The organism is Ruegeria sp. YTSC002 (genome assembly GCF_059609845.1).
In genome coordinates this window covers 42,159-63,726 of the sequence record NZ_JBXWML010000011.1, presented here as the reverse complement: position 1 = coordinate 63,726, position 21,568 = coordinate 42,159, and the positions used below count along the sequence as shown (strand labels likewise).

Below are 21,568 nucleotides of genomic sequence, written 5' to 3'. Positions count from 1 at the left end.
GAACAGACGCTCCTCTCTGGCGCACAATCACGATTCATTGTTTTGAACGTGATCCGCCTGCTTCCCAGATCGCTGTCGTGACGGTCAATTACGGGCCACACAGGACAACAATCCGGAGCCTTCGATCGGCACACAGACGAGGCTCCTTTCACGAAAGGTGGAACAATGAACAAGTTTAAATCTCTGATCGGTGGCGTCGCTCTGTCCGTTGCACTGGCAACATCCGCTCTGGCCGCTGGTGTGGACATCAACGCAAGCTCGACTGGTCTGGCCATGCAGGGTTATGACCCGGTTGCCTATTTCACCGTTGGTGAAGCGACCAAGGGCGACTACCGCATCACCGCGCTGCACGACGATGCGTTGTACCGTTTCTCGTCCGAGGAAAACAAAGCCGCCTTCGAAGCCAACCCGGAAGCCTACCTGCCTGCCTACGGGGGCTACTGTGCCTTTGGCACAGCCATGGGCTTCAAGTTCGACGGCGACCCGAACTACTGGAAAATCGTCGACAACAAGCTATACCTGAACCTGTCGGAAGACATCCAGGAACGCTGGGAAGGCGACATCCCGGGCTTTATCGAAAGCGCGGGCGCAAAATGGGAAGACATCGCGGACAAGACCCCTGCTGAATTGCAGAAGCAATAACCCGCTGAAACTTTCAGACGTGTCGGCGGCGGAATGTTCCGCCGCCGCATGTCGTTTGAAGACCTCTCATTTCGTCCTATCTCATCTTTATCAGAAGTGGCCGTTTTCAGAGGGCACCGGCGTGTCTGTTTTTGTTTCAACGCCAGAATACGGGCTGGAATTCGTAGGTATCACTGATCCGATAACGCGAGCGGATCGTAATGGTCTGCATAGGTGAACTGAATTTCACTTGAGCAGAGTGACAATCGAAAGGAAATGAGATGACTTTGAAATTGGCTCTCATCACCACTGTCGCAACCGTGGTCGCGGGATCGGCAATGGCGCAATCCTCGGGCAACTGGACAGGGTTTTATGGCGGTCTGCAACTGGGTTATGCCGATGTGGACACCAGCCTGTCCGGGGTCGACGGCGATGGCGTAATCGGTGGTATCATCCTGGGTTACGACTATGATCTGGGCGACTGGGTCGTTGGCGGCGGTTTTGACTATGACTGGACTGACGTGGGCCTGTCCGGCGCGGCAACTGTTGAAGATGTCTGGCGGTTGAAAGCGCGCGCCGGCTACAAGGTAAACCCGCAAGGTTTGCTGTACGGCACGGCAGGCTACGCCGAAGCGGGCACCGACACCCTGGGCAGTGATGACGGGTGGTTCATCGGCGCAGGCTATGAACAGATCGTGGCCCCGAATGTCAGCATTGGCGGAGAGCTGCTGTACCACGAATTCGATAACTTCAACGGAAACAATGTGGATGTCGACGCAACCACATTGCAGGTTCGTGTCTCTTACCGGTTCTGAACGGCACTCCGGATAAAGTTGAACCCGGCCTGACAGGCCGGGTTTCGCATCAAAGGTCCAGAATCGTACTGCCGGTCGTCTGCCGCGCTTCCAACGCGCGATGTGCATCGGCCACCTGATCCAGCGCAAAGCGCTGATCGATGTGGATCTTGACCTCTCTGCCCTCGACCTTGCCGAACAAGCGGCGCGCCATTGCCTGACACACGGAGTGGTCCGCAATATGGGTGAACAAGGTGGGTCGGGTGATCTTGAGCGATCCTTTCCGACCCAGAACACCGATATCGAATGGCGGCACCGGCCCTGAGGCGTTGCCGAAGGAAATCATCATCCCCAAGGGTTTCAGGCAGTTCAGCGACCCTTCGAACGTGTCCGCCCCGACGGAATCCATCACCACGTCCACGCCCTTGCCTTTGGTGATCTCGGCCACCCGTTCGGCGAAATTCTCGGATCGGTAGTTGATGCAATGCGCAGCCCCGTTGAACCGGGCGAGGCTGCATTTCTCGTCGGTCCCCGCCGTACCAATCAGGGTGATCCCTTCGGATTTCGCCCATTGGCAGGCGATCAGTCCGACCCCGCCCGCCGCTGCATGGAACAGCACAGTATCCCCGCGTTTCAGCGGAGTGGTTCGGTGAAACAGGTACTCAACCGTCAAGCCCTTCAACATCATAGCCGCGGCAGCGTCGAAAGAGATGTCGTCCGGCAGAGGGCACACCTGTGCCGCAGGCATTACGCGGGCCTCGCAATACGCGCCGGGCGGGGCTGCCGCATACGCGGCCCGTTGACCGGGTTGCAGGTGCGTTACCCCGTCCCCGACGGCCTCGACGACACCCGCCGCTTCCATCCCCAAAGCATGGGGGAGTTCCAGGGGATACAATCCAGTGCGTTGATAAACATCGATGAAATTAAGACCGCAGGCATGATGGCGGATACGTATTTCACCCGGTCCGGGGTCGCCCAATGGCCTGTCTTCGATCCGCAACACCTCGGGCCCGCCGAATTCGTGCAATACCACCGTTTTCGCTGTTGTCTGCATCCTGACCTCCTCTTGCCTGACATCAAGCTAACATGACTGCAATGCAGGGCAATCCGTCTGGTGCCACAGTGTTGATCAGGATTCCGCCAAACTGTGCTATACTGCGACCAGGCGTTGTCGGCTGGTCCGGCCGCGGACAACCAAATGCCGGATCCATTCCGCGGCGCAATTCTCGCCAGGAAAGGGGATGAAAATGGCTAAAACAATCGGAAATCCGATCAGTTGGGCCGCCCGGAATCTGGGGGCGGCCAGTGATCATGTCTCGGATAGCGTTTCACAACTCGGAAGCGCAGATACCAAACACTTGCCGATGGTGCAGACATTGACGGTGCAGGATCTGCGCGCTTGCCTGCGGGCGGGGTATCACGACTTTGTCGAAACACGGGCGGATGCCATATTCATTGTGTTGATCTACCCGATCGCGGGGCTTTTGATGTTCGGCTTTGCCCTGAACGTCAACATGGTTCCACTTCTGGCGCCTCTGGTCGCAGGTTTTGCCTTGATCGGTCCGGTGGCAGCTGTGGGTTTGTACGAGATCAGCCGCAAACGTGAACAAGGCAGCACGGTGCATTGGCTGGATGCGTTCGGCGTATTCCGCTCGCCGGCATTCGGCGCAATTCTGGTTTTGGGCTTCTATCTGGTGATGCTTCTGCTGATCTGGCTGATGGTGGCCCAGAGCATCTATACGCATACAATGGGGCCTGAAGCCCCCGCATCACTTGGCACTTTTGCCACGCAGGCTTTCACGACGACTGCCGGCTGGACCATGATGGTTGTCGGACTCGCCGTTGGTTTCGTATTCGCTCTTTGCGCTCTGGCCATCAGCGTCGTCAGCTTTCCGTTGCTTCTGGACCGGCAAGTCGGATTGCCGGTGGCGGTCGTGACGTCGTTTCGCGTGTTGCGTCACAACCCCGGCGTCATCTTGACTTGGGGGTTCATCGTGGCGGCCCTTCTGTTTCTGGGAGCCCTGCCGATGCTGTTGGGCCTGATCATAGTGATGCCGGTTCTGGGTCATGCCACATGGCACCTGTACCGCCGCGCGGTTGCGTGAACGCGCGGGTCTGCCCCGCGCGCGCAGAGTTCAGCCCGCGACGTTCAGAACGATCTTGCCAATATGGCCCGAGCTTTCCATGCGTGCATGGGCGGCGGCAGCCTCGGCCAGATCAAACTCGCTGTCCATGACAGGCGCAACCTTGCCGGCCTCAAGCAGAGGCCAGACAGCTTCGCGCAGGTCCTGCGCAATCCGGGCCTTGGCCAGATCGCTTTGCGGGCGCAGGGTGCTGCCGGTCAGGGTCAGGCGCTTGACCATCATCAGGGCATAGTTCAGCTCGACCACCGGGCCTTGCAGAAACGCGATCTGGACCAGCCGCCCATCCTCGGCCAGAGCTTTGACGTTGCGCGGGATATAGTCGCCACCGACCATGTCGAGGATCAGGTTTGCCCCGCCTTCGGCCCGCATGACGGCCACAAAGTCCTCATCGCGGTAGTTGATCGCCCTTTCCGCACCCAATTTGACGCAAGCCTCACATTTTTCATCCGACCCTGCGGTGGCAAAAACGCAGGCCCCAAAAGCATTGGCCAACTGGATGGCCGTCGTGCCAATCCCGCTCGAGCCACCATGGACCAGAAATCTCTCGCCTGCCTTCAGCCCGCCCCGCGTGAACACGTTGGACCAGACGGTGAAAAAGGTCTCGGGCAGGCAGGCCGCCTCTTTCAGTCCCATGCCGGCAGGGACCGGCAGGCAATGGGCCGCAGGGGTGGCGACATATTCGGCATAGCCGCCGCCCGGCAGCAACGCGCAGACCTGATCGCCGACGGACAGTCCTTCGACCCCGGCCCCGACCGAGACCACTTCGCCCGAAGCCTCAAGCCCCGGCAGGTCGCTGGCACCGGGCGGCGGATCGTAAGCGCCCGCGCGCTGCAACGCATCCGGGCGGTTCACCCCGGCATAGGCCACTTTCAGAACGACCTGCCCTGCACCCGGTTCGGGAATCGGACGCTCGGTCAGTTGCAAAACATCGGGACCACCCGGTTCGGTGATCTCAACAGCGCGCATCATCTGGGTCATAGGCACCTCCTTTGCCCAATGCCTAGCAGGCATCAGGGCCAAGGCCCAGCACCAAGACGCGCTACTTTCGGGGGTTCAGCATCCCCGGAAGATCGGCCCGCATTTTTACCGGAGCCTTCACCTGACCCGCCAGCCAGTTCGGAACCGCCAGAAACGGTTTCAACACCGGGTTGTCGCGCATCTGTGCCTTGAACTTTTCAAACTCCATGACATTAGCGATCCGGCGATCCAGAAACTCCCACGTGCGCTGATGATCCGGGCTGTCATCGCCCAGCCAGAACAGCAGCGTCGAGGAATAGACACCCGATAAAGTGGCCCGCTTCGTGTACCAGTTCACATCATCCGAGGTGTCGCCCAGCGCATCCCAGATCAGATCGCAGGTCTGCCAAACCGCCCTGGCACCATCCGCTGCATGTGTCGGCAGGGAAAACAGCGTCATGCCCCGGCGCACCAACTCTTTGTCCTCGACGGCCTGCAACCGAAACCGAACCGCAGCGGCAATCCTGTCACGGAATTTCAGCCCGCTCAGGTCATCGGACTTGATGCGGTCCAGCATCGCCTGATCGCCGCGCGCGTGGTAGGCCAGCGCCAGATCAACCGCGCCGCGCGGACAGATCGCGCGCGCCAGGCCGTCATCCAGACCACAATCGGAAATGGAGGCGCGAAAACTGGATTCCGACCACCCATCGAAGGGAACATGGATCAGCATTGCATCCAAAAGCTGCTGTTTTGCATCTTCATATGTGGTCGTCATGGCGGTTCTCCGGTTGTCGGCCCCAGTACTAGACAAGTTAGAGCGGCTTTGCTATACGGCCAACTCCTGCAATTTCCTTGCAACTCTATCTAGAAAGGTGGTGACAACCACATGCAGGTTAGTGTTCGCGACAACAACGTCGATCAGGCGCTTCGTGCCCTGAAGAAAAAGCTGCAGCGCGAAGGCGTGTTCCGTGAAATGAAGCTGAAGCAACATTTCGAGAAACCGTCCGAGAAAAAAGCGCGCGAGAAGGCTGAAGCGATCCGTCGTGCCCGTAAACTGGCACGCAAGAAAGCACAGCGCGAAGGTCTGCTCTAAGACTTTCCTCGTCCAGCTTTGGATGACACTATTTGACGACCCCCGAGGCATCGCCCGGGGGTTTGTCGTTTCGGGGATCGGTTTCAATCCGCCGACTCGTGGTACCGGCTGTGCGACAAGCCGCCATTTCCTCACCAGCAACATTTTGCCCGGCATTTTGCAGCGCAGCGAATCCCGCACCGGTAGCATCGGGTTGCCAAAACTCGCCTGAAGTGAACCGCCCCCTACCACCGTCGACACCCCCACCTCTAAGTGAGCCCGTCCGGAAGGACACAAACACAAACGGAGGCAAAAATGTCGACTGCAAGTACATTCGAACGCGAGATGCTGGGGCTGATCAACCAGGAACGCACATCCCGCGGGCTCAACCCGCTGCAACTTGAGACGCAGCTGAACGATTCATCCGAAGATCACAGCACCTGGATGCTGGACACAGACACGTTCAGTCACACCGGTTCGGGCGGTTCCAGTGCAACCCAGCGGATGCAAAACGCCGGATTTGATCTTGAGGGAAACTGGCGGACCGGCGAAAACATCGCATGGCAGTCCGAACGCGGGCAGCCCGGCATCAGCGATGACGTGGCGCAGTTGCACCAGAACCTGATGAACAGCCCGGGCCACCGCGCCAATATCCTGAATCCGGATTTCAAATATATCGGGATCGGCGTCGAAACCGGTGACATGCAGGGCTTTGATGCGGTGATGGTCACCCAGAACTTTGCCGCAACCGACGCGGCAGTCATGCTGGACAACGGCAATACGAACACGCCGCCCGTTCCGCCAACCACGCCGGACGAAGTTGCCGTACCAGAAGAGCCGGAAGTCGAAACACCCGATACTGACGTCACCGAAACCGAAGAGCCAGGAACTGAGACTCCCGGAACCGAAGAGCCTACACCCGAGACACCAGACACCGACGTCACCGAAACCGAAGAGCCGGAATCCGAGACACCGGATACTGACGTCACCGAAACCGAGGAACCGGAACCCGAAATGCCCGGAACCGAAGAACCAACACCCGATGCACCAGATACCGACGTCACCGAAACCGAAGAGCCGGAACCCGAAACGCCGGACACCGAAGTGGTTGATGGCGGTGAGCCCGAAGCATTCTGCTTTGACGTTCAGGCTTTCCTGGATGAAATCGCCAGTTTCCTCGAAAACCTGCAAGCGCAGTTTGACGAGTTCAACTGGGGTGACGATGTGAACGGCGACACGGACGTGGCAGACACCGATGATATCGACATGATGCCGACCGCCGACGCCACGCCGGAAACGGAATCCGAGCCTGCGGGCACCGAAACCGCCGACGTCGATGACTGTGACATCACAATGGTCAACTTCTTCCACTTTGACTGCATGATGGATGCAGCCTGATCAGTTGACCCTGTGCGAGGCCGGCCGTGTCGGCCTCGCATATTCCGGCTCAGAGCCTGATTTTGCTTCAATAGATCTTTGGTACGTAAAGCTCATCCGGCAAAACGCGGCGTTCGTATTCCGGGTTGTACTTGCGGTCGGGCAGATTGACCTTTTCCTGAGGCACGTCCTCGTACGGGATTTTTGTCAAAAGATGCTCGATGCAGTTCAGCCTTTCGCGTTTCTTGTCATTGCCTTCGACGATGTACCACGGGGCCTCGGGAATATTGGTTCGGAAAAGCATATCCTCTTTGGCCTTCGTGTAGGATTCCCAGCGGATGCGGGATTCCAGATCCATCGGCGACAGCTTCCATTGTTTCATCGGATCGTGAATACGCATGAGGAATCGCAACTGCTGTTCCTCGTCCGTGATCGAGAACCAGTATTTCAGCAGAATGATCCCTGACCGCACCAGCATCCGTTCGAATTCGGGGACGTCCTGAAAGAACTGTTCAACCTGGTCCTCGGACGCAAAACCCATCACCCGCTCGACCCCCGCCCGGTTGTACCACGAGCGGTCGAACAGAACGATTTCTCCCGCCGCCGGCAGATGCGGTACATAGCGCTGGAAATACCACTGGCTTTGCTCGCGGCGGCTGGGTGCCGGCAACGCGACCACGCGCGCCACGCGCGGGTTCAGACGCTGGGTGATCCGCTTGATCACGCCCCCTTTACCGGCACTGTCACGGCCTTCAAACAGGATACAGACCTTGGCCCCGGTATGCTGTACCCAGTCCTGAACCTTGATCAGTTCAGCTTGCAGGCGCAGCAGGTTGCGGAAGTAAACCTTGCGATCCAACATGTCCGGATGCTGTTCCCGATAGATTTTCCGGACTTCCATCGACAGCATCGGCTCACTGAATTCTATCTCGAAATCTTCGTCCAGCGTATCCTCGAGCTCGGCTTCCAGCCAGTCTTTGGGGGCGCCAGTTTTTTCGTTGTCCAAGGTCAGCTCCTTCTCGGTCTTCGGGTTCGGACCATATCGGGCCCGTGTAACCACCTGATGTCATCAGATAAATTGATGCGAGGGTCACGAGTCCTGCGGCTGTTGTCACGCCTGCAAATCAGGTCCAGCGCGGGTATACGGTCTTTCCCCTGAATTTGTACATCTGGCCCGCGGGATACAAGCGTCTGAATTGACGCAATGCATTGCGCTTCACCATGGCTGCTTGCATTGCCTCGTTTTGGTGCGGCATCACGGGGTGCGTGAAACAGATGAGACGATTGTGACATTCCTTCTTTCCGCGTTGCTCGCGATCTGGCCCTGGCTTGTTCTGATATCAGCGCAATTGATGGCGCTGGCCCGGCGGACAGGCATCGGCTTGTCGTTGCTGGTTTTGTTCATCAGCATTGCCTCGGTGACAGGATTGATGTCACCCGGGGTGATCGCTGCCAGCCTGCTGTTCGGACTGGCCCATTTCGCCGGAGGTCCGGCGCTCGTGGGTTTTGCTTCCATTCTCGGGCTGGCCTGCGGATTGGGATACTATGCAACCAGGCGCCTGTGGGTACCTGTTGCGATGCATTTCGGCTTCAACCTGACCCACCTTTTTTTGTTCACCTATCCCGGACCTTTATGACAATCAGACGGGCAAGGCAGTGGTCTTGAACACGGTACGCAGGGCAAACGAGCTTTGCATTTGCGCCACCCTGGGCAAGCGCGACAGGTATTGGCGATGGATGCGGGCGAAATCTTCGGTGTTTTCCGCCACGACTTTCAGAATGTAATCCGCCGTACCGGCCATCAGATGGCATTCCAGCACATCCGGGATCCGGGCCACCGCTTTTTCAAACGCATCCAGAACCTCTTCGGCCTGACCCTGTAGCGTGATCTCGACAAAAACCGTTGTCGGCACGTTCATCTTCCGCGCATCCAGCAAAGCCACGTAGTTGCGAATGTAGCCTTCAACCTCCAGCCGCTGAACACGCCGGTGGCAAGCGGACGGAGACAGGTTGACCTGTTCAGACAATTCCGAATTCGACATCCTGCCGTTTTTCTGAAGTGCCGCCAGAATCTTTCGATCAGTCGCATCCAAGCTCATTTATGCAAGTCCTTTGCAAGATTTCGACACGTTACGCGAAATTCTTCCAAAGAAAAACGTATTGACACGTTTTCTTTCACAGAAATTGCGCTGCGAAATGCACATAATTTAAGCAGTTTAGGAACGGAGACCCCCATGAAAATCGGTTGCCCCAAGGAAATCAAACCCCAGGAATTCCGCGTCGGGATGACGCCCAATGCTGCTCAGGAAGCTGTTGCACGTGGTCACGAAGTCCTTATCGAATCCGGTGCAGGCATCGGCGCAGGTTTCGACAATGACGCCTATGTCGCGGCAGGCGCGCATATCATCGACACTGCGGAAGAAGTATTTGCCACCGCCGACATGATCGTGAAGGTCAAGGAACCCCAGGCCGTGGAACGCAAGATGCTGCGCGAAGGGCAGCTGCTGTTCACTTATCTGCATCTGGCTCCGGACCCGGATCAAACGCATGACCTGCTGGAATCGGGTTGTACTGCCATCGCCTATGAGACCGTAACCGACGCGAACGGCGGCCTGCCTCTGCTGGCACCGATGTCCGAAGTCGCCGGTCGCCTGGCCCCTCAGGTCGGGTCGTGGACACTGCAAAAGGCCAATGGCGGGCGCGGCGTTCTGATGGGTGGCGTACCCGGTGTCGGCCCTGCCAAAGTGGTCGTTATCGGCGGCGGCGTCGTAGGAACCCATGCGGCGAAGATCGCTGCCGGAATGGGCGCGGATGTCACCGTTCTGGATCGCTCCTTGCCGCGGCTGCGCTATCTGGATGACGTCTTTGGCGGAACCTTCAAGAACCAGTATTCGACCGCAGGCGCCACGGCCGAGCTGATCCAGGATGCAGATATGGTCATCGGTGCCGTTCTGATCCCCGGCGCTGCGGCTCCGAAACTTGTCTCGCGAGCTCAGCTGTCGACGATGAAACCCGGTGCCGTACTTGTCGATGTTGCCATCGACCAGGGTGGGTGCTTCGAGACGTCAAAAGCCACCACCCATGCCGATCCGATCTACGATGTCGATGGCATCATGCACTACTGCGTTGCCAACATGCCGGGCGCCGTTGCGCGCACCTCGACCATCGCCCTGGGCAACGCCACGATGCCGTTCATGCTGTCTCTGGCGGATAAAGGCTGGAAACAGGCGTGTCAGGACGATCCGCATCTGCTGGAAGGCCTGAACGTCCACGCTGGCAAGCTGACCTACTATGCGGTCGGCAAGGCCCTTGGTATCGACGTTGTTTCACCCAACGTGATCGTCAAGTCGTGAACACTCCCGCCCCTGAAATCGCTTTTGAAAAGCGATTTCCAGCGTTGGGCATAGCGCCACGCCGCAGGCGTGGCGCGGTCGGACTCGAGGCGACGGTTTGAACAAAGAAAAGGGCACCGCGCCCTTGCGCGGTGCCCGGCCCAACGGGAGGAGGGCATTTTCGAATGCCCGATCGACGGGCGGGAGCCGTCACCCCTGTTTCTGGATCTCCACCGAATGGGGATAAGGGATCGAAATACCTTTGTCGTCAAAGGCTTCCTTGATCGTTTTCGTCAGCTCGAATTTGACATCCCAATAGTCTGGTGCCGAGCACCACAGCCGTGCCGTCAGATCCACCGAACTGTCACCCAGGTTCGTAACCCGAACCCATGGTTCCGGGTCGCTGTGAATGCGACTGTCCGCTTTGGCCACATCCAGAATGATCTGCATGGCTTTGTCCGCGCTGTCCCCGTAGTCGATTCCGAACACCAGATCGACACGGCGCGTGTCATGGGCAGAGTAGTTCGTGATGATCGAACCCCATGACTGACCGTTCGGAACGATGATCTGCACATTATCAGGCGTCACCAGCTCGGTCGTGAACAGGTTCAGGTCCTTTACGGTGCCCGACGTGCCGCCGATATCAACAAACTGACCCAGCTTGTAGGGCCGGAAGACAACCAGCATCACACCGGCGGCCAGATCGCTGAGCGTGCCTTGAAGCGCCAGACCGATGGCCAGCGATGCGGCACCCAGAATGGCGACGATGCTGGTGGCTTCAATTCCGAAGATACCCAGAACGGCAACCAGAACCATGGCGAGAATGGCCCATTTGACCAGGCTTGCCGAAAAGTTCCCAAGCGTCGGATCAATATGCGGCGTCGAATTGATCCGGCGGCGAACCATGCCGCCGATTGCACCAGCTACGATCCAGCCCAGGATCAGAACGACAAGCGCCTTGACGGCACTCATGATCAGCGGGGCATATGCTCCCACCTGTGTTACGACCTCATCCACGCCCATCTCCTTTCAACAGCAAGAAACCCGCGAGGTTTTCGCGGGGGTCACCAGATTGTGAGCCAAGTTTGATTTCCGGTCTAGGTGCCAGTTTCACTGGAATTCCCCTCTGTTCGCCAGAAAACACGGCCTGACCGGAAATGCACATTGCAAAGGGCTTAATTTAATCAGGCGTGGCCCCTAGCTTTTACACAGACACCCAAACAGGAGCCCCCAATGCTGGACAACAACCCTCATCCGATCATGGCGCGTTGGCCCGCGCAATCCCCGGACAGGATTCAACTGTATTCCTATCCGACTCCAAACGGCGTAAAGGCGTCGATCATGCTGGAGGAAACCGGCCTGCCCTATGAGCCCCATCTGGTGACGCTATCGGATGCGGATGTCAAAAGCCCCGCGTTTCTGTCGCTGAACCCAAACAACAAAATCCCCGCCATCATCGATCCCAACGGGCCGGACGGTAAGCCGCTGACCCTGTTCGAAAGCGGAGCGATCCTGCTGTATCTGGCCGAGAAATCAGGCAAGTTGCTGGGACAAAGCGCAGCAGACAAGCATCGCATTACACAATGGCTGATGTTCCAAATGGGGGGCGTGGGACCAATGTTTGGTCAGCTTGGCTTTTTCTACAAATTCGCAGGCAGCGAAATCGAAGACCCCCGACCGCGCGAACGCTATATCAACGAGGCCAAACGCCTTCTGAACGTGGTCAACATGCAACTGGACGGGCAGGACTGGATCGCAGGCGATTACTCCATCGCCGATATCGCTCTTGCCCCCTGGCTGGATGCTTTGGACTTCTATGGCGCGAAAGAGGTTGTTGGCTGGGACGACTACGCCAATGTCGTCGCCTATGTCGACCGTTTCATGCAGCGCCCGGCGGTGCAGCGCGGCAAGACCATACCCGCACGCGCTTAAACGGTTTCGCGATAGGAAGGGTGCCAAAGCTGGCACCCTCTTCGCAAAGCTCAGCCCGGCAGTGCGCCCGTCAGCACATACCGCAGGATTTCGACCACCTGCGCGGGCTTTTCCGCCACGGCCAACGCGGCCGCATCAACTTCTTTCAACGCGTGCTGATGGTCGGGACCGTGCAGCACGATGATGGATTTGCCCAGCGCTGCGGCATAACCCGCATCAAAAGCCGCGTTCCACTGTTTGTACTTGTCGCCAAACCGTACAACCACAACGTCAGCATCCGAAATGCCCTTGCGGGTCCGGATCGCGTTGACCATCGCACCCTTGTGGTCATGCCAGTATTTGTTCGGCTCTTCCCCCAGAATGGCAACGCCGCAATCGTCGCTTGCCGCGTGGTCCGTCACCGGGCCGTTGAAGGTGATATCCAACCCCTGTGCGCCGTCGATGATCTGTTCGCGCCAATCGGTATGGATTTCGCCAGAGAGGTACACGTTCAGCATCTTTCGTCCTCCGTAAACACGCAAAAGGGCGCCACCGCCCCTTCATCTTTTCTGAAATACTCCCGCCGGAGGCGGCCCTGCATCAGCCCCGCAGAACACCGCCGGTCGCCTTGGAGACTTTGGCGATGATCTTTTCGGCCACCGCTTCGATGTCCTTTTCCTTCAGCGTCTGGTCCGTGGGCTGCAAACGTACCGTGATGGCCAGCGATTTTTTACCTTCACCCAGGCTGCCACCGATGAATTCGTCAAAGACACGCACATCTTCGATCAGCGCCTTGTCGGCGCCTGCCGCCGCGTTCACCAATGTCAGCGCCTCGACGTTTTCATCAACGACAAAGGCAAAGTCACGTTCGACCGCTTGCAAATCACGCAATTCCAATGCGGCACGTGTGGCACCGGACTTGCGGGGCAAGGGAACCTCGTCCGGCCAGATCGCAAAGGCCATTGCCGGACCCTTGATATCCATCGCCTGCAACACGCGCGGGTGCAGCTCACCCAAGACACCCAGCACCTTTTTCGGCCCCAGGCAGATCTTGCCGTGACGACCCGGATGCCACCAGGCATCGCCGTCGCGCAGAATCTGTGCCTTGGCCGGTGCTCCGATCGCCGCAAGAACGGCCTCGGCATCCGCCTTGGCATCAAAGACATCCACCGGGCGCGAGGCCCCGTGCACATCCTTGGGGCCGTTGCGGCCAACCAGCAGGCCGGCGATCTGGGTTTTCTGGTCGCCGGGTTCGCCATCATGGAAAACGGGGCCGACTTCGAACAGGGCGACATCGGCGTATCCGCGTGCCTGATTGCGGGCCGCGGCCTGCAACAATCCGGGCAGCAGATCGGGGCGCATGTGGCTCATCTCGGACGAGATCGGATTTTCCAGCATGGTCGCATCGTCACCGCCACCGAACAAAGCAGCCGAAGCCTGATCGATGAACGTATAGCTGACGCATTCGTTGTAACCCAGCGCGGCGCAGGTGCGGCGCGCCATGGACTGGCGGCGTTGCATCGGTGTCATCACCGGCTTGGGAATACCATCGGTGACACGCGGCAAGGGCTTGCCCTGCAATTTGGTCAACGAGGCGATTCGTGCGACCTCTTCCACCAGATCGGCCTCACCCATGATATCGGGGCGCCAGCTGGGCACGTGGGCCATCTCGCCCTCCAGACGGAAACCCAGCCGGGTCAGCGTCTGACGCTGTTCGCTTTCGGGAATGTCCATCCCGACCAGAGACTGCACCCGTTCGGCATCCAACTTGTACGCGCGCGCGTGGTTCGGCGCTTTGCCCGCCTCGACCACTTTGGACGCTTCACCGCCGCAGATGTCCAGAATCAACTGGGTTGCGTGCTCAAGCCCTTCCAGCGTGTATTCAGGGTCCACGCCGCGTTCGAACCGATACCGCGCGTCCGAATTGATCTTCAGCGCCCGACCCGTCAGCGCGATCTGCACATGATCCCAGAACGCGCTCTCCAGGAACACATTCACAGTGTCCTCGGTGCAGCCGGTTTCCTGACCGCCCATGATGCCTGCGATGGATTCCGGCCCTTTGTCATCGGAAATGACCATCATGCCGGGCTGAAGCGTGTATTCCTTTTCGTCCAGCGCCACCAGGGTTTCACCGCCTTTGGCGCGATGAACGCGAAGGTTGCCCTGCACCTTGTCCGCGTCAAACACATGCAGCGGGCGGTTATGGTCAAAGGTCATGTAGTTGGTGATATCCACCAGCGCCGAAATCGGACGCAGCCCAATCGCCTTCAACTGATCCTGCAACCACTGCGGGCTGGGGCCGTTCTTGACACCCTTGATAAGGCGGCCCGTGAAATGCGGGCAACCATCCAGCGTATCCTCATCAATCGATACTTTGATCGGGCTTTCGAAATCGCCCGGCACCGGCACGTAGTCGCGCTGTTTCAGAGTGCCGATCCCACGCGCCGCCAGATCACGCGCGATGCCTTCCACGCCCAGCGCATCCGGCCGGTTCGGAGTGATCGCGATCTCGATCACCGGATCGATCTTGGCGGGGTCGTTCTCGGCAAGCCAATCAACGAATCTGTCACCGACCTCGCCCGAGGGCAACTCGATGATGCCGTCATGTTCGTCCGACAACTCCAGCTCGCGCTCGGACGCCATCATGCCAAAGCTTTCGACACCGCGGATCTTGCCGACGCTGATCGTCAGGTCCAATCCGGGGATATACATGCCCGGCTTGCAGACGACGACGGTGATCCCTTCGCGGGCGTTGGGCGCGCCGCAGATGATCTGCAATTCGCCTTCATCCGTGTCCACCTTGCAGACGCGCAGCTTGTCGGCGTCGGGGTGTTTTTCCGCGTGTTTCACATAGCCCAGCGTAAAGTCCTTGAGCTTGTCAGCCGGGTTGATGACCTCTTCGACCTCAAGGCCAAGGTCGGTCAACGCCTCAGTGATCTCATCAACCGACGCATCGGTATCGAGGTGGTCTTTCAGCCAGGACAAAGTGAATTTCATTGCTCGGGGCCTTTTTTGGCAAACATCCAGTCGGCACAGGCAATGACAAAGAATGCGCCAAGGTGCAAGCGCTGCGGGTCACGGATAGGTGGGGGTGCGGCCCAAAAGCTCGTCCAGTTGCCGCCCGATCCAGCCATGGGGGATGAAATGCCCACCCGGATGGGTGTCCAGCACCACCTGCCCCTGCACACAATCGGTCCATTCCACACGGCTGAGCGTCAGAAAGGGCTTCACGCTCCAATCCCCTCGCGGGGTTGCACCGTTGCAGTTGTATTTCTCGCGCCACAGCGCCACCGGATAGGTCTTGTCGCCGCCCGGCCCAAAGGGGAAATCCATCACCGTGTCGTCCAGCCCGTGCACATGGCGCACCTCGCGCGGGGCTTCGGGGCAATCTTCGGTCTGGCGGATGCTGCCCGCAACGGCCAGCAAGGCGGAGATGTCATTGCCCGACTGGCAGACATAGCGCCACGCCATCGCACCGCCATAAGAATAGCCTGAGACATAGATGCGATCGGGATCAATCGGATAGCGCTTGGCGACATCCTCAATCACCGCATCGGCAAAGGGCACATCGCCGGTCTCCGACGTCCAGAAATCCCAGCTTTTGCCCAGCCCGTTCGGGGCCACCAACAGCACACCCCGCAGCTTGGTCGCGCCCGCGATGCGTTCGTGGTTCACCACAACGGTCCCCTGCCGCGCCCAGCCGTGGAAATGCAGCAACACCGGCAGAGGCGTTTCGCCATCCCATCCATCCGGTTCCAGCACATGGTAAGAGCGGTCGCCGACTTCACAGGCCGTATCGCCATGGCAATCCGACTTCCATGGTCCCATGGCGAAAGCGGGAGTTGCGGTCAGCAGAAGAAAAAGCAGTCGATGGATCATGCGCTTGACCCTACCCAGCCTGAGCGCCAAGTCACGTCACAACCCTGTGGGAACCTGTAACAAGCCGCGCTGTCACCCGTCTGTCAGGCTAGATAACAAGCCGCGCCATCGCCAGACCGCGGGATGGCGATCTTCGGGGAGTGGTGGGCAATTTATGCTGGCCAAATCCGTGTGCCGTTCAAACGGAGAGCTAACGGAGACAAATCGCCAGCCCGTGCGGACCGGACATCAAGCGAAAAGCTTGAAAACAATCTGAAATAGATAAGCAACTCCAAAAAACATGAGAGCGGCTATCAATGTGTTGATCCACCATGAAAAGCGACGAACTGTCCAAAATGGAACTTCATTTCCTATGCACTCAGCACATTTAACAGATGCGACAAAGGCCGCCCGTTGGTTTAAGTATACGCAATCGACAATAACCAACTCACGAGGGGCCATTTGCGGTATCGTGACCAAGCAATGTCCTTTTTCGACATTTTTGTATTCTACATTTCGCGGTTGCCAAACTGAGATGTCCGCTGGAAAATCCGACAACACAAACTCCACGTTTGTAGCTGGCTTACTTCCAACATTCTGGAGAAAAAACTTTTCAGTATAGATTTCTGTGTGGTTGCCGTTGCTGGTGTTATCCTCCGTTGGCACAGAAATGATATTGCGGGAGTTATTGGCGCGCCCATAAATCAGTTTCACGCGCGGCCTAAACAAGAATAGCACGCAAGCGGCCAATAACGTGAAAGCTAGCCCGATTAGTTCGTCGTGAATTGGATCAAGAGTCGCCCAGATTGACGAGGCTACTTCAATCACCGCGACAAACCACCATGCAGGTTAGGCATATCCAGCGCCGCAAACCCATAGTGCCTCAACCAGCGCAGGTCGCTGTCAAAAAACGCCCGCAAATCGGGAATACCGTATTTCAACATCGCCAGACGGTCGATGCCGATGCCAAACGCAAAGCCCTGATAGACCTCGGGGTCGATCCCTCCGGCGGCGATCACCTTGGGGTGGACCATGCCGGAACCCAGAATCTCCATCCAGTCGTCACCCTCACCAATCTTCAGCTGACCGTTATCCCACGAACAGCGGATATCAACCTCGGCCGATGGCTCGGTGAAGGGGAAGTGTGAGGCGCGGAAGCGCAGCTCGACATCGTCGACCTCAAAGAACGCCTTCACGAACTCTTCCAGAACCCATTTCAGGTTCGCCATCGAGATGTCCTTGTCGATGGCCAGCCCCTCAACCTGATGGAACATCGGCGTGTGGGTCTGGTCATAATCGGCGCGGTACACGCCGCCCGGGCAGATCACGCGGATCGGCGCGCCCTGTTTCTCCATCGAGCGGATCTGGACCGGAGACGTATGGGTGCGCAGAACATGCGGCGGGCGATTATCGCCCTCGGCGCGGTGCATGTAGAACGTGTCCATCTCGGCCCGCGCGGGGTGGTGTCCGGGGATGTTCAGCGCGTCAAAATTGTACCAATCGTCTTCGATCCGCGGCCCTTCGGCCACCGAGAAGCCCAGTTCGGCAAAGATCGCGGTCAGTTCCTCGGTCGCCTGGCTGACCGGGTGGATCGAGCCCTGACGGCGCGGGCGTGTCGGCAGGGTGACATCCAGCCATTCGGTGCGCAGACGCTCATCCAGCGCGGCATCGGCCAGCGCCGCCTTCTTGGCGGACAGGGCCGAGTTGATCTCATCCTTCAGGGCATTCAGCGCGGGGCCTGCCACCTGGCGTTCCTCGGGCGTCATTTTACCCAACTCGCGCATCTTCAGCGCGACTTCGCCTTTTTTGCCCACGGCGGCGACGCGGATCGCCTCAAGCGCGTTCTCGTCGCCTGCCTCGGCGATTTGGCCCAGATATTTTGCCTTAAGATCGTCCATGACGCCCTCTGAATTTGGTCGCCAACCTGCTATCGGGCCAGCCCCGCGAATGCAAGCGGGACCGGGCGGATCAATAGCTGTATTCGGGGAAAATCCGGGTCAGATCACCGTTCCAGTCGCCGTTGTAGTGTTCCAGCAACTCATCCGCAGGCACTTTCCCGCTTTGGATGCTGTCCTTGAGCGCGTTGAGGAAATGGGTCTCGTCCGGCACCAGTCCACCGGCCCCGGGATAGGCGCGGGCTTTCAGGCCGGACTCGGAGATCGCAACAACCTCACGCGCCAGATCGTGCATGTTGATGTTGCCGACCTGTGCCTGAAGCCCGTCCTTGGCCGCCGCGACACGCAGCGCCTCGCGGGTCTCGGTGTCCCAGCCTTTGACCAGATCCCAGGCCGCGTCCAGGGCCGTCTGATCGTAAGTCAGGCCAACCCAGAAGGCGGGCAAGGCACACAGGCGCCGCCATGGTCCACCATCGGCCCCGCGCATTTCCATGAATTTCTTGATCCGTGCTTCGGGAAAGGCGGTGGTCAGGTGATCGGCCCAATCGCTGAGCGTGGGTGTTTCCCCCGGCAAGGCGGGCAGTTCACCTTTCAGGAAGTCGCGGAAAGACATGCCCAGCGCATTGATGTACTGGCCGTCGCGATAGACGAAATACATCGGAACATCGAGCGCGTATTGCACGTAACGTTCGAACCCAAAGCCGTCTTCGAACACGAAAGGCAGCATGCCCGTACGCGCATCGTCCAGATGCCGCCAGATGTAACTGCGCCAGCTTTTCTGGCCATTTACCTTGCCTTCGAAAAAGGGCGAGTTCGCAAACAACGCCGTTGCCACCGGCTGCAAGGCCAGCGCCACGCGCAGTTTCTGCACCATGTCGGCCTCGGACCCGAAATCAATGTTGACCTGAACCGTGCAGGTCCGCCGCATCATGGCGCGGCCCATGGTGCCGACCTTTTCCATATAGTCGTTCATCAGCCGGTAACGCCCCTTGGGCATCAACGGCATTTCCTCATGTGTCCAGGTCGGTGCCGCGCCCAGACCGATGAAACCCACGCCGATCTCATCTGCGATGTCTTTCACCTCACGCAGGTGGGTGTTCACCTCATCGCAGGTTTCGTGGATGGTCTCGAGCGGAGCACCCGACAGCTCCAGCGCGCCGCCCGGCTCCAGGCTGACATTGGCGCCGTCCTTTTCCAGACCAATCAGATGACCTGCTTCGCGGACTTCAGCCCAGCCATGGCGATCCCGCAGACCTACCAGCACGGCCACAATCGAACGGGTGCCCTCGTAGGGCAACGGTTTCAGCGTGTCCTTGCAGTAGCCGAATTTCTCATGCTCGGTGCCGATGCGCCAGTCTGCCTTGGGCTTGCAGCCCGACTCCAGATATTCGGCCAATTGCTCGTGGCGTTCGATCGGACCGCCGCCGGACTGAGGGATGGACATGAACCGTGCTCCGATCCTGATGTGTCTGTCTTTTGGCCAGTCGTGGGGGCAAACCGCGCCGGTGTCAATGCAGCCGAAGGTGTGCAGGGCGCGAGGGCGTACGCTCCCAGATAACGACCTTATGCGGCGATCTGCCGTTGAGTTCAGACAGCATTTGTTCGGTTTTCAAGCCCGGCAGGCTTGAGAAAACGTCGAACAGAGCTTCGGCTCCTTCAGCGTTCACAGGAATGTGAAGCGTCGGTTGCCCAGGCTGATCCAGAACCCAATGCGCCGGACTGGAGGTCGGATCAAGTGCAAGCCGTTCGATTTCTCGTGTCGCAACAATGCCGCCATCCAGAGGGCCGAGATAAGTGATTTGCCCTTCATCAACCGTAACGACGCCCTGCCCGCCTGCGCCGGTTCTGAACCGTGCGCGCTGTATGCCGATCACGGCCAAAGCCGCGGACACGACGATCAGGAACCAACCGACCCAGGCCAGCAACCCACCCGGCCCGCTGACCCAACTGACGCCAAGGATCAGGACAAAAACCGAGACCAAAACTTCACGCCAGCGCCAAAGTGCCAGTTTTGCCTCGGGTCGAAAAAAGCTCATTGAGCGGACTCCGTTTGATCGTTGAACAGAACCAGTGAGACCGAACCGGCCGGCATGAATCCAATCGCTATGTAAGCACGAGCGGCCGCATTTGAAGCGGCAAATAAGACGGCTCGGTTCACACCTGCCTCGCGCGCCTCTTTCAAATGCAAAGCGACAGCGGTGCGCGCATAACTTCGCCCGCGCAGCTCGCGAGGGGTAAATACACCACCTACCTGAACGACATCCGAAAGCGCCGAATTGAAGCCTGTCATCGCAACCGGCTGTCCTTTGTAGATAAGGGCTCTGTGACTGTCGCGCTCCAGATAACGTTTCAAGTCTTCTCTGGCCTGCTTGTCCAGTTCCTTGTGAAGCAAACCCGGCGTTTCCTGAAGGTATTGCCTCCGCCAGGCAATCACTTGATTGCGATCCACTCCGGCCAACGGAACAAGGCGCACATCTTCCATTTGAGGAACAACAAGGTTGTTCAGGTTAAGTGAGAATGCCGGTTCATCGTCATTGAGACCCGTCAGCCTGTCTCGCCAACCTGCGATTTTGACGAAGTCTCTAACCTGCGCCGTTTCACCGATGATTCCCGAGACAGCTCGGTTTTGGATCAAATCCCAGGCGGCAAAAAGCTCTGCACGCTTCACGTTGGGGCATTGCGGAAAGACCATTCCTTCATTGGTGATACCCAAGACACCGCGCAGCGGTTTACCCAGCAACCAAAACGACATGCCCCGAGGATGGGAACCACCCAGACCGAAATCTTCCAAATTGCCCAAAGGAAACATCGAGCTTTGGAGGTGGAGGCGCAAAAACCGCTGAACTTCTGGAACATCCTTCTGTAGTGCTGCGCGCCACATTACGCCCAATCCCCCAGCGCCTGCTGCCACATGGTCAGTGCAGCGACTGCCGCCGTGTCGGCCCGCAGGATACGCGGACCAAGACTGACGACATGCGCGAATGGCAACCCTGTCAAACGCGCGCGTTCCTTGTCAGAAAACCCGCCTTCCGGGCCGATAAGAATCGCCCACGGGTAACCTTTTTCATTGGCGGCCAATCGCAAGGCCGATCCAACCTCAGCTTCGTTGCAGAACATCAGTTGCCGATCTTCGGGCCATGCATCCAACAGCCGATCCAACCGCTGCAAATCGGCGACCTCGGGCACGAAGGTTCCGCCGCATTGCTCGGCCGCCTCGACGGCATGGGCCTGCAACCGATCTTGTCGGATGCGTTCGGAATTGGTGAACTCGGTCTGCACCGGCATGATACGCGCCGCGCCCATTTCGGCGGCTTTTTCCACGATGAAATCGGTGCGGGCCTTTTTGATCGGTGCAAACAGGAACCACAGATCGGGCGGCATCTGCAACGGTTTCGTCTGCTCAAGGCAGGTCAGCGTCCCGCCGCGTTTTCCCGCCTCCGAGACTTCGGCCAACCACTCTCCGTCCTGCCCGTTGAACAGGGCGACCTGCCCTTTGACCGCAAGGCGCATGACACCAAACAGATAGTGCGCCTGGTCGCGCGTCAAAGGAACCGATTGCCCCTGACCCAAGGGCTGCTCTACATACAGTCTGATCTTCGCACTCATG

Annotated in this window: 23 protein-coding genes; 8 read left to right on the top strand and 15 right to left on the bottom strand. The window is 58.6% G+C overall.

From position 1 onward, the window contains the following. Positions 1-165: 165 nt before the first annotated feature. The gene (locus tag AC2FFD_RS18040) at positions 166-642 is read left to right on the top strand and encodes a YHS domain-containing (seleno)protein (RefSeq protein ID WP_170346293.1); all 477 of its coding nucleotides are present in this window, start codon (positions 166-168) and stop codon (positions 640-642) included. Positions 643-902: 260 nt separating this feature from the next. Further along, the gene (locus tag AC2FFD_RS18035) at positions 903-1,436 is read left to right on the top strand and encodes an outer membrane protein (protein WP_170346292.1); all 534 of its coding nucleotides are present in this window, start codon (positions 903-905) and stop codon (positions 1,434-1,436) included. A 49-nt stretch (positions 1,437-1,485) separates the two neighbouring features. Here AC2FFD_RS18035 and AC2FFD_RS18030 read toward each other — a convergent pair whose 3' ends face one another. After that, entirely contained in the window at positions 1,486-2,469 is a 984-nt protein-coding gene (locus AC2FFD_RS18030; RefSeq protein WP_425078987.1) for a quinone oxidoreductase family protein, read from the bottom strand. 193 nt (positions 2,470-2,662) lie between these two features. Here AC2FFD_RS18030 and AC2FFD_RS18025 point away from each other — a divergent pair, with 193 nt between their 5' ends. Next, entirely contained in the window at positions 2,663-3,520 is an 858-nt protein-coding gene (locus tag AC2FFD_RS18025; protein WP_170346290.1) for a DUF2189 domain-containing protein, read from the top strand. Between the two features lie 30 nt (positions 3,521-3,550). Here the strand turns inward: AC2FFD_RS18025 and AC2FFD_RS18020 are convergent, their stop codons facing one another. Both AC2FFD_RS18020 and AC2FFD_RS18015 read right to left on the bottom strand, forming a co-directional pair. After that, on the bottom strand, positions 3,551-4,537 hold the full coding sequence (locus AC2FFD_RS18020) for an NAD(P)H-quinone oxidoreductase (protein WP_496873760.1): 987 nt from the start codon (positions 4,535-4,537) through the stop codon (positions 3,551-3,553). A gap of 61 nt (positions 4,538-4,598) precedes the next feature. Next, a complete protein-coding gene (locus tag AC2FFD_RS18015) occupies positions 4,599-5,291 on the bottom strand; it encodes a COQ9 family protein (protein WP_496873759.1) in 693 nt (230 codons plus the stop codon). Positions 5,292-5,402: 111 nt separating this feature from the next. Here AC2FFD_RS18015 and rpsU point away from each other — a divergent pair, with 111 nt between their 5' ends. Both rpsU and AC2FFD_RS18005 read left to right on the top strand, forming a co-directional pair. Beyond that, positions 5,403-5,609 (top strand): 30S ribosomal protein S21, encoded by a 207-nt coding sequence (gene rpsU / locus AC2FFD_RS18010; protein ID WP_005614280.1) that lies wholly within the window; start codon positions 5,403-5,405, stop codon positions 5,607-5,609. Between the two features lie 294 nt (positions 5,610-5,903). Continuing rightward, positions 5,904-6,986: a CAP domain-containing protein gene (locus AC2FFD_RS18005; RefSeq protein ID WP_496873758.1), complete on the top strand. Its 1,083-nt coding sequence runs from the start codon at positions 5,904-5,906 to the stop codon at positions 6,984-6,986. A 67-nt stretch (positions 6,987-7,053) separates the two neighbouring features. Here AC2FFD_RS18005 and ppk2 read toward each other — a convergent pair whose 3' ends face one another. After that, positions 7,054-7,971 carry a polyphosphate kinase 2 gene (ppk2, locus tag AC2FFD_RS18000; RefSeq protein WP_496873757.1) on the bottom strand — a complete coding sequence of 306 codons (918 nt, stop codon included), beginning with the start codon at positions 7,969-7,971 and terminating at the stop codon, positions 7,054-7,056. Between the two features lie 280 nt (positions 7,972-8,251). Between ppk2 and AC2FFD_RS17995 the strand changes: the two genes are divergently transcribed. Continuing rightward, entirely contained in the window at positions 8,252-8,602 is a 351-nt protein-coding gene (locus tag AC2FFD_RS17995; protein WP_425078991.1) for a CPBP family glutamic-type intramembrane protease, read from the top strand. A gap of 3 nt (positions 8,603-8,605) precedes the next feature. Here the strand turns inward: AC2FFD_RS17995 and AC2FFD_RS17990 are convergent, their stop codons facing one another. Beyond that, complete coding sequence (locus AC2FFD_RS17990) at positions 8,606-9,064, bottom strand: Lrp/AsnC family transcriptional regulator (protein WP_496873756.1); 459 nt, start codon at positions 9,062-9,064, stop codon at positions 8,606-8,608. A gap of 135 nt (positions 9,065-9,199) precedes the next feature. Between AC2FFD_RS17990 and ald the strand changes: the two genes are divergently transcribed. Then, positions 9,200-10,318, top strand: coding sequence for an alanine dehydrogenase (ald, locus tag AC2FFD_RS17985; RefSeq protein WP_170346284.1), 1,119 nt, complete (start codon positions 9,200-9,202; stop codon positions 10,316-10,318). Between the two features lie 189 nt (positions 10,319-10,507). Here ald and AC2FFD_RS17980 read toward each other — a convergent pair whose 3' ends face one another. Continuing rightward, entirely contained in the window at positions 10,508-11,320 is an 813-nt protein-coding gene (locus tag AC2FFD_RS17980; RefSeq protein WP_174818464.1) for a mechanosensitive ion channel family protein, read from the bottom strand. Positions 11,321-11,530: 210 nt separating this feature from the next. Here AC2FFD_RS17980 and AC2FFD_RS17975 point away from each other — a divergent pair, with 210 nt between their 5' ends. Further along, positions 11,531-12,229 (top strand): glutathione S-transferase family protein, encoded by a 699-nt coding sequence (locus AC2FFD_RS17975; protein ID WP_496873755.1) that lies wholly within the window; start codon positions 11,531-11,533, stop codon positions 12,227-12,229. A 50-nt stretch (positions 12,230-12,279) separates the two neighbouring features. Here AC2FFD_RS17975 and AC2FFD_RS17970 read toward each other — a convergent pair whose 3' ends face one another. The 9 genes from AC2FFD_RS17970 to AC2FFD_RS17930 form a co-directional block, all read right to left on the bottom strand. Further along, positions 12,280-12,726 carry a YtoQ family protein gene (locus tag AC2FFD_RS17970; RefSeq protein WP_170346281.1) on the bottom strand — a complete coding sequence of 149 codons (447 nt, stop codon included), beginning with the start codon at positions 12,724-12,726 and terminating at the stop codon, positions 12,280-12,282. 82 nt (positions 12,727-12,808) lie between these two features. Further along, complete coding sequence (gene pheT / locus AC2FFD_RS17965; protein WP_496873754.1) at positions 12,809-15,205, bottom strand: phenylalanine--tRNA ligase subunit beta; 2,397 nt, start codon at positions 15,203-15,205, stop codon at positions 12,809-12,811. A 78-nt stretch (positions 15,206-15,283) separates the two neighbouring features. Beyond that, positions 15,284-16,087, bottom strand: a complete 804-nt coding sequence (locus AC2FFD_RS17960; protein ID WP_496873753.1) for a CE1 family esterase — start codon at positions 16,085-16,087, stop codon at positions 15,284-15,286. 228 nt (positions 16,088-16,315) lie between these two features. Continuing rightward, a complete protein-coding gene (locus tag AC2FFD_RS17955; RefSeq protein ID WP_171119771.1) occupies positions 16,316-16,780 on the bottom strand; it encodes a hypothetical protein in 465 nt (154 codons plus the stop codon). Between the two features lie 110 nt (positions 16,781-16,890). After that, complete coding sequence (gene pheS / locus AC2FFD_RS17950) at positions 16,891-17,964, bottom strand: phenylalanine--tRNA ligase subunit alpha (RefSeq protein WP_496873752.1); 1,074 nt, start codon at positions 17,962-17,964, stop codon at positions 16,891-16,893. A gap of 70 nt (positions 17,965-18,034) precedes the next feature. Further along, positions 18,035-19,405 (bottom strand): glutamate--cysteine ligase, encoded by a 1,371-nt coding sequence (locus AC2FFD_RS17945; RefSeq protein WP_496873751.1) that lies wholly within the window; start codon positions 19,403-19,405, stop codon positions 18,035-18,037. 64 nt (positions 19,406-19,469) lie between these two features. Continuing rightward, entirely contained in the window at positions 19,470-19,997 is a 528-nt protein-coding gene (locus tag AC2FFD_RS17940; protein ID WP_496873750.1) for a hypothetical protein, read from the bottom strand. After that, complete coding sequence (locus tag AC2FFD_RS17935) at positions 19,994-20,842, bottom strand: GNAT family N-acetyltransferase (RefSeq protein ID WP_496873749.1); 849 nt, start codon at positions 20,840-20,842, stop codon at positions 19,994-19,996. Before AC2FFD_RS17935 ends, AC2FFD_RS17940 begins: the two co-directional genes overlap by 4 nt. Next, entirely contained in the window at positions 20,842-21,567 is a 726-nt protein-coding gene (locus tag AC2FFD_RS17930; protein WP_496873748.1) for a 16S rRNA (uracil(1498)-N(3))-methyltransferase, read from the bottom strand. The genes AC2FFD_RS17935 and AC2FFD_RS17930 overlap by 1 nt, the downstream gene beginning before the upstream one ends. Position 21,568: the final 1 nt, after the last annotated feature.